Consider the following 15,048-nt stretch of genomic DNA (forward strand, 5'->3'; position numbering starts at 1 on the left):
TACGGTCTTACTGGTGTTACGCCGTTATATAACGAGACTGTAACGATTGCTTATTTGGGCAGGATTCGGGAACTTTCTGCGACCCTGACCCCCAAAAGGCGTGCTGCTAAACTGGCCCCTATGGCTTCTTACCTGCTGCATGGCCTCTGGCTGCCCGTCTCCGGCCTGAGTCTATGGATCGAACAGGTCGAAGGGCACAAGATCATCATGCCCTCAGCAGTCCCAGAGGGAACCTTCCCGGATGTGGTGGACTCCATCCTGAGCAAGAAGACCTTCCGCAACCGAGCGCGAGTGTCCCTGCGCACACCGAAGGGCAAAGATGTCTCCCTCATGGTGCCCATGGCTATGTTCGCCCCTGATGAAGCGGTGGAAACATTGGCCAAGCTGGAATACCTCGACACCGATAGTCAAGCGGCCACCCCGGAGCAGCGCGCGACCATCGCGCCAGATCTCTTGTGGCTCATCCGGGCCTACCGCGGGCTTTACCGTTTTGTACGCGCCGGCCGCGTGACTATCCGCCTGTCTTATCAAGCAGGCGAGTGGTACCCCATGTGGCAACTGGCTTCTGGCTTGGGTGAGCGTAGCTGGCTGGCGGAGATGCTGGCCTCCGCGCCCGGCATCCTTTCCATAAATAACCGGGCTCTCTCTGATGATTTGGCTGATGAGCTCACGCACTGGATTGCCTATACCCAATTGCGTCCGCAGATCGACGCCCCGCGCGCCGCGCCCTGGCATGACTTCGCCCAGGCGCTGCTGAAGACCGCGCCGGTGAAGAAGGGCCGCGCCCAACTGCTGCGCGGACTCAATGAGTGGAAAGACTCCATTACCTCCGTCGATCTCCAGCTGGTGTTCCTCGTGGAGGAGCCACCAAATGAGAATGTCTCCGTCGAAGACGCAGCGTGGCCCATCCGCCTGCTGGTTCGCTCCGGGACCGATTCACCCCTGCCGGTGCGGCAGGAGCAGTTGGATCGGGGAAGCGTCGAGAAGCTGCGCGAAGCCCGCCGCCATGCCTTCGACGTGGCACCGCGGCTGAAGTACAACTCCGCGCCGGCGAGCCGGAACGCGGGTGACTGGGATGTGTACCTGACCACGGAACAGCTCGTGGATTTTGTTACCCACGACGCCGCCGCCCTGCGCAAGGCCGGTTTTACCGTGCTGCTGCCCAAGTCCTGGTCCCATATGGAGACCAAGGCCAAGCTGGAAACCACGGAGGTGCGCGATCCAGCCGATGCCGCCACTAAGGCGCACATCGGCATGGAGAAGTTGTTCAGCTATGACTGGAAGCTCTCGGTGGGAGACACGCAGCTAACCGACGCCGAAATGCAAGAGCTCATCTCCTCCAAGTCCGGCCTGATCCGCCTGCGCGGCGAGTGGGTCATGGCGGATACCCAGGCCTTGAACAAGATCTCGCAGTACATGCGCGAGTTGGCCGATACCGCACGCAAGCGCGCTCTGAAGGAGCTGGAGCAACTCGCCGCGACCGCGGAAATAGCCCGCCAGCTGGAACAGCCCGGCTGGGAAGAACTTGTGGCCGAAGTAGAGCGCCGCCGCAAGGAATTCAACGAGGGCGAGCAAGAAGAAGCGGTCACGCTTGCAGACCTGCGCGAGATGGCCTTGAAGTCCATGGCGGAGGACCCCGTGGCCTTCACCGGATCCGAGTGGCATACCTCGCTGCTCGGCGGGCTGGATAGTACGGCACCCGACCGCGTGGACATCCCCGATACGGTCCATGCCGAGCTGCGCGAGTACCAGCGTCGCGGTGTGGACTGGCTGTACTGGATGTCCCGCAACAACATCGGCGCGGTGCTGGCAGATGACATGGGTTTGGGCAAGACCCTGCAGCTGCTGTCTTTGTTGGCGGTGGAAAAGGCCGCCCATGAAGCTGAGGGGGAAGCGGAGGCGTGGAAGCCCACCCTGGTGGTCGCCCCGACCTCCGTGGTGGGCAACTGGGCTAGGGAGGCCAAGCGCTTCGTGCCGGATTTTAAGGTCATGGTGCAACACGGCACCGGGCGCCTGAAGGGCGAGGAATTGGTTACCTCAGCTCAGGAGGCCGATATCGTCATCACTTCCTATGGCACGGTAAGCCGTGACTTTTTGACCTTGAGCAAGGTGGAGTGGGACCGCGTGGTCCTCGATGAAGCTCAAGCGATCAAGAACGCCTCGACGCGTTCCTCCAAGGCGGTTCGCGCCATCCCGTCACGTCACCGCGTGGCGCTGACCGGCACGCCGATTGAGAACCGGCTGTCAGAAATGCGCTCCATCCTGGACTATTGCAACCCCGGAATCCTGGGCTCGGCCTCTTTCTTCCGCAACCACTTTGCCAAGGCCATCGAGCGCGAAGGCAGCGATGTCATGGCGGAGCGCCTGCGCCTGCTCACCGGCCCGTTTATCCTGCGCCGCCTGAAGACGGACCCTAATATCATCGATGACCTGCCGGAGAAGTCCGAGCAGATCATCACCGTGCGCATGACCGATGAGCAGGCCGCCCTCTATAAGGCCCTGGTCAATGATGTGGAACAGGCCCTGGCGAAGAAGAAGGAGGGCATCTCGCGCCGCGGCCTCATCTTGGCATCGCTGACCCGCATCAAGCAGATCTGCAACCACCCAGCGCACTTCTTGGCCGATGGCAGTCCCGTGACCATCAAGGGCAAGCACCGCTCCGGCAAGGTTGAAGAACTCATGCGGATCATCGACCAAGCCATCGAATCTCAGGAGCGCGTGCTGATCTTTACTCAGTACAAGGCTTTCGGTGACGTTCTCCAGCCTTACCTGTCTGAGCAGCTGGGCTGTGAGATTCCCTTCCTCCACGGCGGGGTGAGCAAGAACCGGCGCGACCAGATGGTGGAGGAATTCCAGGCCGAGGATGGCGCACCCGTCATGCTGCTCTCGCTCAAGGCCGGCGGTACAGGCTTGAACCTCACGGCGGCGTCGATTGTCGTGCACATGGACCGCTGGTGGAATCCGGCGGTGGAGAACCAGGCCACGGACCGCGCCTTCCGCATTGGCCAGCAGCGCAACGTGCAGGTGTACAAGATGATTACCGCCGGTACCTTGGAGGAATCCATCCAGGACATTCTTGATGGTAAGACGCAGCTGGCCGGGGCCGTCGTGGGCGAGGGCGAGGGCTGGCTCACCGAACTGAGCCCCGAGCAGCTGGCGGATCTCATGAGCTATAGGGAGCAGGAGAAGTAAATGGCACCGAAGAGTCCTGAGGACAACAACGTCATCTACGCCAACTTCGGCACCCGCAAGCGCGTGAGCACGCCTGAGGAGGTCAACCGCGTCGATCGCGTGCGCACCATGCAGCCGGCGGCCACGCGCCTGCTCAACTTTGTCAACCAGCAAACGGATTCCGGCCGCATTCGCCGCGGGCGCCAGTACGCCACCGAGGGTCATGTCGTGGGCCTCGACGTGCGCAATGGTGCTGTGCACGGCAAGGTTGCGGGCTCTCAGAATGAACCTTTCGCGGTGCTCATCCAGGTGCCTTACCGCAACAACGAGGACATCGGGCGGCTGTCGGAGATGTTCGCGCGCACCCCCAACTCCGTGGCGAAGGCTAGGGAGGGCATGCTTGCCGACGCCTCCCTCGACATCCTCATCGCCGAGTACCCCGACGACCTCCGTTTCTCGTGCACCTGCCCCGATCCGGAGTACGTGTGCAAGCACGTCGTGGCGGTGGCGGACCGACTGGCCGCGCGCATGGACGCTGACCCGTCCGTCATCTTCGCCTTGCGCGGCCTCGACTTCGCGCGGCTGGAGCAAGCGGTCATGGAGCAGGCCAAGGCGGCCTCGGAGGACTCTTATTCCGCTTCCGCGGCCTCTGAAATCTCGGCCGAGGAGCGCAATGCCTTGTTCTGGGAGGGGCGAGAACTCCCGCCCTTGCCGGAGCCGAAGACCGCTCCCGCCGTCGATGATTCCGACCCGGAACTGCTGCGCAAGGCCATGAGGTCTGTCAGCCATACGAACATAGATTTGCTTCGGGCCGTCTCCGATGTCGAGGACCTTTACTATCATCTGACGCACTAGACATTGCCACCCCAGGGGAGAGGCTCAAGCGCCAGCCCTGGACCACGTTGTAGGGAGTTTGCATGGCCGCGGTCACGTTCATCCACACCTCAGATTTCCAGCTAGGCATGACCCGCTGGTTCTTAAGCCCCGCCGCGCAGTCGCGCTTTGATGATGACCGCGAAGCAGCGGTCCTGCGGCTCGGGGAGTTGGCCACCGAGACAGGTGCCGAGTTCATCGTCGTGGCCGGTGATGTTTTTGAGCACAATTCCCTGAGCACGTCCACGCTGCTGCGCGCCAAGGACATGTTCAAGCGCCTGCCGGTGCCGGTCTACCTGCTGCCTGGCAACCACGATCCTCTCGTGGCGGATTCCATCTTCTTCAACTCCTTTGCGGATAACGTGCACGTCATCGCGGATTCAGAGCCCATCGAGGTGCGCCCAGGCGTGGAAATCGTCGGCGCCCCCTACTTGTCCAAGCGGGCCAATTATGACCTGGTGCGCCGCGCGCTGGAGCCGCTGCAGCCTGCCGATGAGGGCACGGTTCGCATCGCGGTGGGACATGGCCAGGTGGAGTCCCGCGCGGGCGAGGGCGAGGACTCTGACGCAGATACTATCGACCTCTCCTTCGTGGAGGAGTGCCTGGATAAAGGCGTTATTGATTATCTGGCGCTGGGGGATACGCACTCCACCGAATCCTTGGGCCGTACCGGCAAGGTGTGGTTCTCCGGCAGCCCGGAGACCACGGCCTTCGACGATAGGGAGCGCGATTCGGGCAATGCCTTGGTGGTGACCGTTGAGGGGGCGCGGGTGGACGTCGCCAAGCACCGCGTCGGTCGCTGGGACTTCCGGGCGATTGATGCGGACGTTAATTCACTGGAGGAGGTCGAGGCTTTTCTTGCGGGGCTAGACGCCGTTCCGGAGAAGATCCGCACCGCGGTGAAATACAGTCTGCGTGGCACTGTGGGGTTGAGCGCGCAGGCTCGTTTGGAGCAGGGCTTGGCGGAGCTAGAGGAGGTCTTCGCCTCCCTCAAGCCGCGCGAGAGGACGATGGATCTGCACCTAGCGCCCTCCGAAGAGGAGCTCAGCGAATTGAGCTTGAGCGGTTATGCCGCGGATGCCCTGGCGGAGCTGCTCGAGGACCTAGATAATCCCACCGCCCGCGACGCCGCCAACCTGCTGTTCCGCCTCAGCGCGATGGGAGCTTAAACCATGATGCAGCTACATTCTGTTGAACTGAACAACGTCCGCGGTGTGGAGCACCTAGAGGTCAAAGACCTCCCGGAGAACGGCGTGGTGGTTATCGGCGGGCCGAACGAGGCCGGCAAATCCACGCTGGTGGAGGCTATTGACTTCGTGCTGACGGAAAAGCACACGGCCAATTCCAAGCCGGTGAGAGCGCTGCAGCCTGCAGGCCGCGATGTGGGACCTGAGGTCACGCTGGAGGCGACCGTGGGGCCTTACCGCTTCCGCATTCGCAAGCGGTGGGTGAAGAAACGCACGTCGGAGCTGCATGTTTTCGCCCCACGCCCGGGCCAGTGGACCGGTGCCGAGGCGGATGGGGAGTTGGAGCGCATCCTCAGTGAGCACGTGGACCGCGCGCTTCTCGACGCCCTCTTCGTCCGCCAGGACGAGCACCACCAAGGCATCGCCGCAGTGGGCATTCCTTCCCTGACCGCAGCGCTGGAGGAGGAAACCGGGGCGAGTTCCGCGGCGGAAGACTCCGAGCTGCTCACGCGCATTGAGGCGGAGTATAAGGAGTACTTCACCGCGAAGACGGACAAGCCGGCGGGGGATTTTAAGGCCGCCATCGCCGCGCTGTCAGATGCAAAGGAGAAGCAGGCTGCTGCCGAGTCTGCATTGCGCGAACTCGATGGAGTGGTGGAGCGCTATGAAGCTGCCGAGCTGAAGAAGTCTGAGGCCGAAGCCGCTTTGCCGGACGCTGCGGAAGAGTGCGAGCGCCGGGACAGTGAGCTTGTTGCTGCCCGGGCCGCCCAGGAGAAGGTCACAGCGCAGGAGGCGGCCGTGACGAGGGCAGCGGAGGCCGTAACGCGCGCGGAGGCGGAAGCGGAGCGCCGTAAAGCTGTGGTTGCTGAGCATGCCGCGGCTATTGATACTGCTGAGCGCGCCGCCGCAGCGGTTATGGAAGCCCGCGAGCGGGCCAAGGAAGAAGCCGCCGCCCGTAGGAAACTAGAGGAGGAGCGCGCCGAGGTTCATCAGCGCTATGAGGCCGTGCGCGAGGAGCGCCAGCGCGCCCGCCGCGCCCAGCAACGCGCTGAACGCGAGGCCCTGGGCACCCGCCTCGAAACACTGAACAAGTTGGAAGAGACTTTGGCCTCCCGCCGCCGCGAGCTGGCTGCCACTCCGGACGTACCACACCTTCAAGATCTGGAAGCTGCGGCTCGTGAGGTCACCGTCCAGGAGCGTCTGCGGGCTGCCGCGGCGGCCAAGCTTCACCTTTCAGGAGAAGGCTCCGTCGTCGTTGATGGTGAGGAACGCGCGCTGGAGAGTAGCAAAGAACTGGCAGTTGAGCTGCGTGAGGGCACCACCCTTCAGCTCGGTGAGGTTACAGCCCGCTATGCAGCAGGCGCTGGTGAAACCGGTGAGGAAGGCGTGGAGAAGGCCCGCGCTGAGCTCGCGCGCCTACTGGAAGATGCCGGGTGCGAGGATCTTGAGTCCGCCCGTGCCGCTCACGAGAAACACACCGAACTCGCCTCTGCTCTCGACACTGCCGCTCGCGAACTGGCCGCCGCACTCGGCGGGGAGGACCTCGGTGAGCTGCGTGCGCGTTTTGAGGCCAGTGCAGAGGATAATGAGGACGCCGTGGACGCCGCCGGGATTGCCGAGGATTCTGCGAAGCCGCGAGAGTTGGACGTGGTGGAGCGCGAGGAAGAGGAGCTGCGCAGGAAGCTCGATGAGCTTGACCGCGCTGTGGCTCCCTACCGTGAGAACAAGGCAGGCGTGGCATTGGAGGTAGCCACCGTGCGCGCGGAGGAGGCCACCGCGCAGCGCGATGCCAAGGCCGCAGCAGTGGAGGCTGCCCGTGCTCAGCTCAGTGATGCCGACGTGACTGCAGCAATTGAGGCAGCACAGACTGAGCTGGCGAAGGAGAAGGCGGCTTTAGAGGAGATGTCTGCTGTGGACGTGGAAACTGCCGAGCACTTAGCTCAGGGAGCGCACACACACCTGGACTCCCTGAAGTCAGCGGTAAACACGGCGGTTGGCGATATGCGCGAGCTCAATGGGCTCATCACAATGCACTCCGGTGCGGCTGAGGACGCGGAGAAAGCCACCGCGGAGCTGGAAGTAGCGCATGAGCGGCACGCTGCCATCGAGCGCCGAGCGAATGCCGCGCGCTACCTCCGCACGCTCATGCTGCGCCATCGCGATGCCGCCCGTCAGCGCTATGCCGCGCCGTTTGTCGCGGCGCTCAACGGCTTGGCCCGCACGGTCTTCGGTGGCGATGTGGACTTTGAACTCTCAGAAGAGCTCAAGGTCCAGGCTCGCAGCCGCAATGGTGAGACCGTAGCCTTCAACGCGCTGTCCGGTGGCGCCAAGGAGCAGTTGAGCATCTTGACGCGCTTTGCCATAGCGCAGCTGGTCTCTGAAGAACCGGTGCCGGTCATCATCGATGACGCCTTGGGCTCCACTGACTCACAGCGCCTTCAGCTCATGGCGGCGTTGTTTAGCAAGGCTGGAAGGAACACGCAGGTCATTGTGCTGACCTGTATGCCGCAGCGCTACTCGTGGGTATCTGGGCGCACGGACTTAGATATGGAGAAACTTACAAGCTCCTAAGTCCTAGCGTGTAGGGTATGAGCCATGACAGCGGACACTCGATGGCTCACCGAAAGCGAACAGAACCTCTGGCGGCATATTCTGGCCAGCATTCGCAAGATTAATCGCGGCATGGAGGAAACTCTCTTAGCCTGTAGCGATATCTCTGCGGCGGAGTTTGCAGTCCTCGTCTCGCTTTCGGAGGCACCTGAGCACACGCTGCGTTTGCGCGAGTTGTGCTCGGAACTGGACTGGGACCGCTCCCGCGCCTCCCACCAAATCACCCGCATGGAGAAGCGGGGTTTGGTGTGCAAAGAAAAGTGCGCGGGCGATGCGCGCGGTGTTGAAGTCGTTATGACGAAGCTCGGACAGGAGCGCCTTGAGGCGGCGGTGCCTGAGCACGTTGAGTCCGTACGCCGCATGGTCTTTGATCACCTCGATCCTGCCGATGCCCCTGCACTCCTGCGATTCTGTGAGGGGGTCCTCTCAGAGAGCAACCTTCCGGGCTATGAGGGCTTCGTTCCGGATGAACGCTTGGGCCTCCACGCCGACTAGCTCCGCTTAGCGCGAGTAGAGTAGGGCCCGTCCGTTTACGCACTAGGAGGTGACTTTCCCGCACCATGATGGGACAAGAACTGTTTGAGCATCCGCAGCGTCAGTACACCACGTATGGCATCACCCCATTGACAGAGCTCAGCGCTCAGGTAGGCCCCGTTGAGGACCTAGAGGAGCTCACTGAGGAACAAGCCACCGCACTTGAGACTGCCCTTGAACAGCATCCGGAGGGTGCATTGACTTTCGATGACGCTTCGCAGCTGTGGATCGTCGGCGCGGAAGAAGATATTGAGCGCATGTTCCAGGACCGCGAAGATTTCGTCGAAGCGCTCAATAACAACGAGGACCCTGGGGTCTAGCCCACAGTCGGTGTCAAACTAAAGGCGGATAGCGGCGGAAATATCTGCGTTTAACTACGGACGGCTCTGCATAAACTGCTAAGATACTCTGTGTTAAAGGGCGAGCATCCCCCATGCTTTTTAAAGACAGCTTCAATGAGAGCGCAGTCTGGCTAGGGGAGCTAAGTGAAAGGACTAAACATGATCGGCGAGCGCGTTTTGGCTCAGGAGCAGCGCGAAGCAGCTGCACGTGACAAGGCTGACGGCTGGGTATCCGTCTTCGTTCAGTGGATTCCCTCCATGCTTCTCTCCGTGGTGATGCTGGGCGCCTTGATGTTCGGCATGTACTACATCGAGCACGGCACCTTGGATATCACCCAGCCGATCGTCAACCAGTACATCACCCAGTAACTGGTTCGCTCCTCACGCTGCCGCCAAGCGGGGGAAAACAGCTGACTTCAAGCCCCAGCAGAATTGCCTGCTGGGGCTTCATCCTTCTCACCTGCCACCCTCTCAACCTTTCATCCGTCTCTCTTCGCGCTCACTCACTTCTCGCCCGCGCCCTTCGCGCTCACCGTGGGCCTTAATCTGCTGCCACAAACATGCTCGGTGAGCGCGAAGGGAGTATCTATCAGGCAGGGAGTGTATTCATCCGATAGCCTGAACTCCATGGACTCTCGCATCTACGTTCGCTATCTCAACGGCCCGCTCCTGTGGCTGGGAATTATCGTTGGCTTTGCCGTCGTGGCCGCGGTGGTTCCCACGATGATTGACTCCACGTGGGCGGCAATCCTCTTCGGCGCCCTGGTGCTCGCCGCAACTGTGGCTTGCATTCTGATGCGGGTGAAGATCGTCGTGAGTGACGACGACGTTGCGGTCTCCATCCTGGGCATATTCACGAAGAGGATTCCACTCAGCGATATCACCGGGGCGAGCGTCGGTCCCGCGACCGGGCTCAAGGAAGGCGCAGGCCCGCGCATTGTCGACGGAGCTTCGGCGTACATCGTGTCCGGGCCGACTGTGCGCATTGAACAGGGCAGCAGCTGCGTGATTGCCTCCGCGAAGAATCCGGAAGAAGTGGTCGCGGATATTGAGTCGCGCTTGCGCTAGTTCCATATCCCCAGACCTCGATCCCGAAACCTCCTGGTGGGTGGTGAGACGTCGGCAAGCGCTGGGCGACGCCCACCTGGGCAGGTTGCGGGTTTCAGGTCTGGGGGAATGCAAAATGCGCACGGTTGCCCCGCACACGTGGCGTCGTTGAAACGGTGGGCCGAGGCGCGGCATAGTGCGGGGCGGTTTAGGCATGAAAAAGTGCCCCTGACAGGGATCGAACCTGCGACCTTCGGTACCGGAAACCGATGCTCTAATCCGCTGAGCTACAAGGGCATTGCTGGCGAAATGCCAACGATGCGATTCTAGCCTATAAAGACTGAAGCGCAGTAATTGGCCTCACGCCGATGGGGGTGTGATGGGAGGAAGGGGCGGCTAGGTAAGTAATCCGCCCCTTCATCGCTCCGCACCTGTGTTACTGGGTGGGCTGCTCCTGAGCCTGGGGCTGGTCAAAGAAGCCCGGCGCATCTGCGGTGTGGACCTCACCGGTGCGCAGGTAATCAACCACAATCTGGTTCACAGCCTGGTTTCCCATGGCGAAGTGTCCGTGGCCCGGGCCGTGGACGGTCACCACGCGGGACTGCATCGGGTCAGACAGGCCGCGGTAGAAGGCATACGGGGTCTGCGGGTCGCCGGTGGACTGAATCTGCAGCGGCTTGGTAGCCAGCTGCGCGCCGCTGACCTGTACCGGCTTGGTGATTGGTGCGCGGCCACCGCAGCCGACGCCGGAGGCGTACATGGAGTTAAACAGCGTGAAGGGGTCAACGGTGACGTAGTTGGACCACAGGAAGGCCGGGATGCGCGTCGGATCCATCGGGGCGGTGTTCTCGTTGCACATGATGATGTTCTGCATACTCTGGGTATTCACCAGGCTCTGGATCGCAGCTTCCTGGTCCGCTTCGCTAGCCTGCGGCTCGATTGCGTTGAAGTCGAGCGGTTCGATGCCACCGATGTGCTTGGCCATCGCGTCCCAGGCCTCTGGGCGCGGGACTACCTGGTCGCGCGTTACCTGGAGGGTAGGGGAGGTAGCCTGGATGCCCTGCGGGTTGGATGCCTTGCCTGCGAGGTGCTCGGCCTGCACGCGCAGTTCGCCCGTGGCGGTCATGATATTCGCGCCCGGCTGGCCGGCGAATTCGAGGCCCGGCGGGAGATCACCAATCTCGGCGTCCGGCGGCAATACGGTGGGGCGCACGCCGGCCTCGGCGGCGACAATCTGAGACCAGCGCTCGTAGGCCTTCAGCGGAGTCTTGCCCGCGTGGTAGGTGTCATCGTTCTTCGCCACGAAGTTAAAGAAGTCATGCAGGGCATTTTCGTAGCCTGCCTGCTGGGATGCGAAGATCTGGTTCCAGGCCATGTCCGGATTCATGCCGGAATCCAGCACCACCTTGTCGGTGTGCTGCGGGAAGAGAGTGGCGTAGGTCGACCCCAGGAAGGTGCCGTAGGACAGGCCAGCGATGTTAATGCGTTCATCGCCGAGTGCCTGGCGTACAACCTCCCAGTCGCGGGCGGTGTTCTCTGTGGTAAGGGAGTCGGTGTAGCCCGGGGTGTTCTTCTCGCAGTTGTTGCGGGTAACGGCACCTGCCTTCGTGAGAGTCTCTAGCGGATTGCCTGTGGCCGCGGTCATGGAGCAGTTCAGCGCGCCGGAATCGCGCAGGCCGCGCGGCTGGACGCCGATGATGTCGAACTCCTGCTCAATCTCGTCTGGCCAATTCGCGTTGTTCACCCAGGCGTATGCATCGCCGCTCGGGCCGCCCGGGTTGGTAAACAGGCTGCCCTTGCGCTCGCCGGTGGCCTTGAGGCGAATGAGTCCGACGTCGATGGTGCCCTTTTCCGGCGCATCGTGATAGGTCGGAGCCGTAACGTGACCGCACTCGGCGCGCTCCTCAGTGACCCCCTCCGGGCACGGCCCCCACTTGATGGTGGGTTGGTCTGCGTGGGCAACAGCGGGCGCGGCAACCAGGCCGGCAGCAACAGCTACGGGTCCCAGCACCGAGCCTAAAACGCGAGAAAGACGCATAGAATAAGGCTCCTAGAATCGTTAATTAGTACGTGCCTTATCCTATGCGCCGGGGGTGATGTGAGCCGAGTGTTCGGAAGGGGCGGGTGCCCCCGAACGTCACATTACTTAACAATCACCACAATGAGATCACGCGGGCCGTGGACACCCTCCACGCGGGAGAGCTCGATATCCGAGGTCGCGGAAGGGCCCGAGATCCACGTTGCCGGGCGCTCCGGGTTCATGCGGGAGACCATCTCCGGGACGCCATAGACAATCTGGTCCTTGCGCACGATGCACACGTGACGGTCCGGCACCAAGGTCAGCGCGCGGCGGCCACAGGTCTCATTGGACTCGAGCACGATGGTGCCGGTCTGGGCGGAGGTGACGTGGGATTCGGTCACCACTGCATCGACGGCGTCGAGCTCGCGCGGGTCCTTGGCATTGTCATCCGGGGTAATGGTTCCCTCGAAGCCGTCGAGAAGCCCAGCGTCCATGCCGGGTGCGTAGACGACGTTCGAGCAGCCGCGCTCGGTGAGGATGTCCACAAGGGTGGAGTTCAGTCCAGACTCATCGGTGACGTGCACATCAGCCTTGTAGTCTTCGAGGCGGTCCACCAGCATCTCACGCAGCTCATCTTCGTTGAGCGTGCCTTGCTTCTGGTACTCGCGCGGAATGTCTACGTGCTCCGGCAGGCCGGCCTGCTTCTGGGCGGCTGAAATTCGGTTGAGGATTTCCTCTTTGGCGGTGGTCACTTGATGCCCTCCTTCTTGGCTTGGGCGAGGAGTTCTTGAGCTTCGTCGGTGTTGAACCATTGGCGGAAGGACTTCTTCGGCGGAACGGCAGTATCGCGTACCTCGGACCAACCAGACATGAACAGCGGCAGCTTGTCGATGACTCCGTTGAAACCACCGAGGACACGGCCGAGCGCCACCATGTGGGTGATCTGGTTCCAAATCTTCGGGTTCTTCCACACCAGCTCCACGACCTGGAAGAGCTTCTCCTCGACCGGCGGGGTGGCGTGGGTGACCTTCTGGTAGCGGTTTTCCAGAATGACCTGGGAGAGCGGGATGCGCACCGGGCACACCTCATCGCAGCGGCCACACAGGGAGCAGGCGTAGGGCAAGCTTGCCGACGGATCGTTGTGGTCCTTCATGCCAGTCAGCTGCGGCGTCAGGGAGATGCCGATCGGGCCCGGGTAGACCGAGCCATAGGCGTGGCCGCCGGCGCGCTCGTAGACCGGGCAGACGTTCAGGCAGGCAGAGCAGCGAATGCACTTGAGTGCCTCGTGTCCCTTGGGGGAGGACAGTGCAGCGGTGCGGCCGTTATCCAGCAACACGATGTGGAAGTTCTGCGGGCCGTCACCTTCGGTCACGCCCGACCACATGGAGGTGTACGGGTTCATGCGCTCCGCGGTGGAGGAGCGCGGCAGCAGCTGCAGGAAGACCTCGAGGTCCTGGAAAGTCGGGACCAGCTTCTCAATACCCATCACGGTAATGAGGGTCTCCGGCAGGGTCAGGCACATGCGGCCATTGCCCTCAGACTCCACGATGTTGATGGTGCCGGTTTCTGCCACACCGAAGTTGGCGCCGGAGATGGCGACCTTAGCCTTCATGAACTGCTCGCGCAGGAACTGGCGGGATGCTTCGGCCAGCTCCGCCGGCTCGGCCTTGAGGGAGTCATCCGTATTCGGCATCTTGTTGACAAAGATGTCACGGATCTCCGCGCGGTTGCGGTGAATAGCCGGGACCAGAATGTGGGAAGGCTTGTCCTCACCCAGCTGGACGATGAGCTCCGCCAGGTCAGTTTCCTGGGCGTGGATGCCGGCCTCTTCCAGGTGCTCGTTGAGAGCGATTTCCTGGGTAGCCATGGACTTAATCTTGACCACGTCGGTCTCACCGGTTTCGCGGATAAGCCCCTCGATGATCTCGTTGGCTTCCTTGGCGTCGCGTGCCCAGTGGACGATGCCTCCGCGCTTGGTCACCTGCTCTTCGAATTGGAGCAGCAGTTCGCCCATGCGCACGGCGACATCATCCTTGAGTGCAGAGCCGGCGTCGCGAAGCTGCTCCCAGTCCGGTGTTTCATCAACGGCGTGCTGGCGCTTGTCACGAATCGTGGTGGTGGCGTGGTGCAGGTTGCGGCGCTGGGTGGCGTTGTTGAGACCCACGTGAGCCAGCGGCACGAAGGCCTTCGATCCGCGCAGGTTGCCGTAGCCTTCTGGGGCGCGGGGAGGGGTGGTGTCGAGGAAGGAAGTCATTAGAGCATCTTCTCCTTGGAGTAGGCCGCGGAGGTGGGAGTCCACGGGTGTTCCTTGGTGGAGGCGAGGATTTCCGCCAGGTGGATAGCGCGAACACCGGAGCGCTGGCGAGCCAAAGCGCCACCGATGTTCATCAGGCAGGAGGAGTCACCGCCGGTGACGTACTCGGCCTCGGTTTCGCGGATGTGGCGGGTCTTATCACCGACCATCGCTGCGGAAACCTCGGCGTTCTTGAGTGCAAAGGTGCCGCCGAAACCACAGCATTCTTCTGCATTAGGCAGCGGGGCGAGGTCGATTCCTTCGACCTCCTTAAGAAGCTGGTAGGGGCGGTCACCCAACTTGAGGAAGCGCAGGCCGTGGCAGGAGGGGTGGTAGGTCACGCGGTGCGGGAAGAAAGCGCCGACGTTGGTGACACCGGCGACGTCGACAAGAAACTCCGGCAAGTCCAGGGTCTTGCCGGCTGCCTTCTTGGCGCCGTCCACATCAGCGGAGGTGCCGAAGCGGTCCGCGATCATCTCGTGCTGCTCGCGCACGGCGCCCACGCAGGAGCCGGAGGCAGAAACCACGTAATCAATGGAGGGATCCGCGAAGGCGTCCGCATAGGTGCGGATCATGCCCAAGGTCTGCTCCTGGTAGCCGGTGTTGATGTGCATCTGGCCGCAACAAGTCTGTTCCTCGGGGAAGACGACGTCGTAGCCCAGGCGGGAGAGGATCAGGGCCGTGGCCTTGTGGGCATCGGGGAAAAGTGAGTCACCGATGCAGGTGGAAAACAATGCTATTCGCATTTGTGAGCGCTCCTTAATCTGCCTCCATGTGGCTTGTCCCGTGCTGTGCACAGCGGAGTTGTGCTCGGATGCGCGCTACCAGGACAGCCGCACTGGGCATTTTTCGAGTGTGTACCTTTGAGCCTACCGCCCAAAACTCACATTATCGACACGGGATTACCCCTCCTACCTGGCTTTTTATCGCAACACTAATGTTGTGAAATTCCTAACGTGCGGTGATGGTCGC

At 62.1% G+C, this 15,048-nt stretch carries 12 protein-coding genes and 1 tRNA gene; 8 read left to right on the forward strand and 5 right to left on the reverse strand.

Annotated features, from left to right (window positions below; all coding sequences use genetic code 11):
* The first annotated feature begins 120 nt into the window (after positions 1 to 120).
* From HMPREF2743_RS05125 to HMPREF2743_RS05160, 8 genes are all read left to right on the forward strand, one after another.
* Positions 121 to 3,192 (forward strand): DEAD/DEAH box helicase, encoded by a 3,072-nt coding sequence (locus tag HMPREF2743_RS05125; RefSeq protein ID WP_070818323.1) that lies wholly within the window; start codon positions 121 to 123, stop codon positions 3,190 to 3,192.
* Complete coding sequence (locus HMPREF2743_RS05130) at positions 3,193 to 4,026, forward strand: SWIM zinc finger family protein (protein ID WP_070684335.1); 834 nt, start codon at positions 3,193 to 3,195, stop codon at positions 4,024 to 4,026.
* Between the two features lie 62 nt (positions 4,027 to 4,088).
* On the forward strand, positions 4,089 to 5,213 hold the full coding sequence (locus HMPREF2743_RS05135; RefSeq protein WP_070818324.1) for a metallophosphoesterase family protein: 1,125 nt from the start codon (positions 4,089 to 4,091) through the stop codon (positions 5,211 to 5,213).
* A 3-nt stretch (positions 5,214 to 5,216) separates the two neighbouring features.
* Positions 5,217 to 7,802, forward strand: a complete 2,586-nt coding sequence (locus HMPREF2743_RS05140) for an AAA family ATPase (RefSeq protein WP_070818325.1) — start codon at positions 5,217 to 5,219, stop codon at positions 7,800 to 7,802.
* A 24-nt stretch (positions 7,803 to 7,826) separates the two neighbouring features.
* Positions 7,827 to 8,336, forward strand: coding sequence for a MarR family winged helix-turn-helix transcriptional regulator (locus HMPREF2743_RS05145; protein ID WP_070443726.1), 510 nt, complete (start codon positions 7,827 to 7,829; stop codon positions 8,334 to 8,336).
* A gap of 65 nt (positions 8,337 to 8,401) precedes the next feature.
* Entirely contained in the window at positions 8,402 to 8,695 is a 294-nt protein-coding gene (locus tag HMPREF2743_RS05150) for a molecular chaperone GrpE (RefSeq protein WP_070443729.1), read from the forward strand.
* A 165-nt stretch (positions 8,696 to 8,860) separates the two neighbouring features.
* Positions 8,861 to 9,085 (forward strand): hypothetical protein, encoded by a 225-nt coding sequence (locus HMPREF2743_RS05155; protein WP_246818716.1) that lies wholly within the window; start codon positions 8,861 to 8,863, stop codon positions 9,083 to 9,085.
* Between the two features lie 258 nt (positions 9,086 to 9,343).
* The gene (locus HMPREF2743_RS05160) at positions 9,344 to 9,784 is read left to right on the forward strand and encodes a hypothetical protein (RefSeq protein ID WP_070529498.1); all 441 of its coding nucleotides are present in this window, start codon (positions 9,344 to 9,346) and stop codon (positions 9,782 to 9,784) included.
* Positions 9,785 to 9,986: 202 nt separating this feature from the next.
* Here HMPREF2743_RS05160 and HMPREF2743_RS05165 read toward each other — a convergent pair.
* From HMPREF2743_RS05165 to HMPREF2743_RS05185, 5 genes are all read right to left on the reverse strand, one after another.
* Positions 9,987 to 10,060: transfer RNA gene (locus tag HMPREF2743_RS05165), tRNA-Arg, on the reverse strand.
* A gap of 139 nt (positions 10,061 to 10,199) precedes the next feature.
* The gene (locus HMPREF2743_RS05170; RefSeq protein ID WP_070818326.1) at positions 10,200 to 11,801 is read right to left on the reverse strand and encodes an alpha/beta fold hydrolase; all 1,602 of its coding nucleotides are present in this window, start codon (positions 11,799 to 11,801) and stop codon (positions 10,200 to 10,202) included.
* Between the two features lie 104 nt (positions 11,802 to 11,905).
* Positions 11,906 to 12,535, reverse strand: coding sequence for a LutC/YkgG family protein (locus HMPREF2743_RS05175; RefSeq protein WP_070528844.1), 630 nt, complete (start codon positions 12,533 to 12,535; stop codon positions 11,906 to 11,908).
* Positions 12,532 to 14,037 (reverse strand): LutB/LldF family L-lactate oxidation iron-sulfur protein, encoded by a 1,506-nt coding sequence (locus tag HMPREF2743_RS05180; protein WP_070443742.1) that lies wholly within the window; start codon positions 14,035 to 14,037, stop codon positions 12,532 to 12,534. Before HMPREF2743_RS05180 ends, HMPREF2743_RS05175 begins: the two co-directional genes overlap by 4 nt.
* A complete protein-coding gene (locus HMPREF2743_RS05185) occupies positions 14,037 to 14,822 on the reverse strand; it encodes a (Fe-S)-binding protein (protein WP_010187137.1) in 786 nt (261 codons plus the stop codon). Before HMPREF2743_RS05185 ends, HMPREF2743_RS05180 begins: the two co-directional genes overlap by 1 nt.
* Positions 14,823 to 15,048: the final 226 nt, after the last annotated feature.

Source organism: Corynebacterium sp. HMSC036D02 (assembly GCF_001836165.1).
Taxonomy (GTDB): Bacteria; Actinomycetota; Actinomycetes; order Mycobacteriales; family Mycobacteriaceae; genus Corynebacterium.

Bases quoted from the DNA above. Each gene is read 5' to 3' on its own strand.
- HMPREF2743_RS05125 (WP_070818323.1), top strand. From the start codon at position 121: ATGGCTTCTTACCTGCTGCATGGCCTCTGGCTGCCCGTCTCCGGCCTG.
- HMPREF2743_RS05130 (WP_070684335.1), top strand. From the start codon at position 3,193: ATGGCACCGAAGAGTCCTGAGGACAACAACGTCATCTACGCCAACTTC.
- HMPREF2743_RS05135 (WP_070818324.1), top strand. From the start codon at position 4,089: ATGGCCGCGGTCACGTTCATCCACACCTCAGATTTCCAGCTAGGCATG.
- HMPREF2743_RS05140 (WP_070818325.1), top strand. From the start codon at position 5,217: ATGATGCAGCTACATTCTGTTGAACTGAACAACGTCCGCGGTGTGGAG.
- HMPREF2743_RS05145 (WP_070443726.1), top strand. From the start codon at position 7,827: ATGACAGCGGACACTCGATGGCTCACCGAAAGCGAACAGAACCTCTGG.
- HMPREF2743_RS05150 (WP_070443729.1), top strand. From the start codon at position 8,402: ATGATGGGACAAGAACTGTTTGAGCATCCGCAGCGTCAGTACACCACG.
- HMPREF2743_RS05160 (WP_070529498.1), top strand. From the start codon at position 9,344: ATGGACTCTCGCATCTACGTTCGCTATCTCAACGGCCCGCTCCTGTGG.
- HMPREF2743_RS05170 (WP_070818326.1), bottom strand. From the start codon at position 11,801: ATGCGTCTTTCTCGCGTTTTAGGCTCGGTGCTGGGACCCGTAGCTGTT.
- HMPREF2743_RS05180 (WP_070443742.1), bottom strand. From the start codon at position 14,037: ATGACTTCCTTCCTCGACACCACCCCTCCCCGCGCCCCAGAAGGCTAC.
- HMPREF2743_RS05185 (WP_010187137.1), bottom strand. From the start codon at position 14,822: ATGCGAATAGCATTGTTTTCCACCTGCATCGGTGACTCACTTTTCCCC.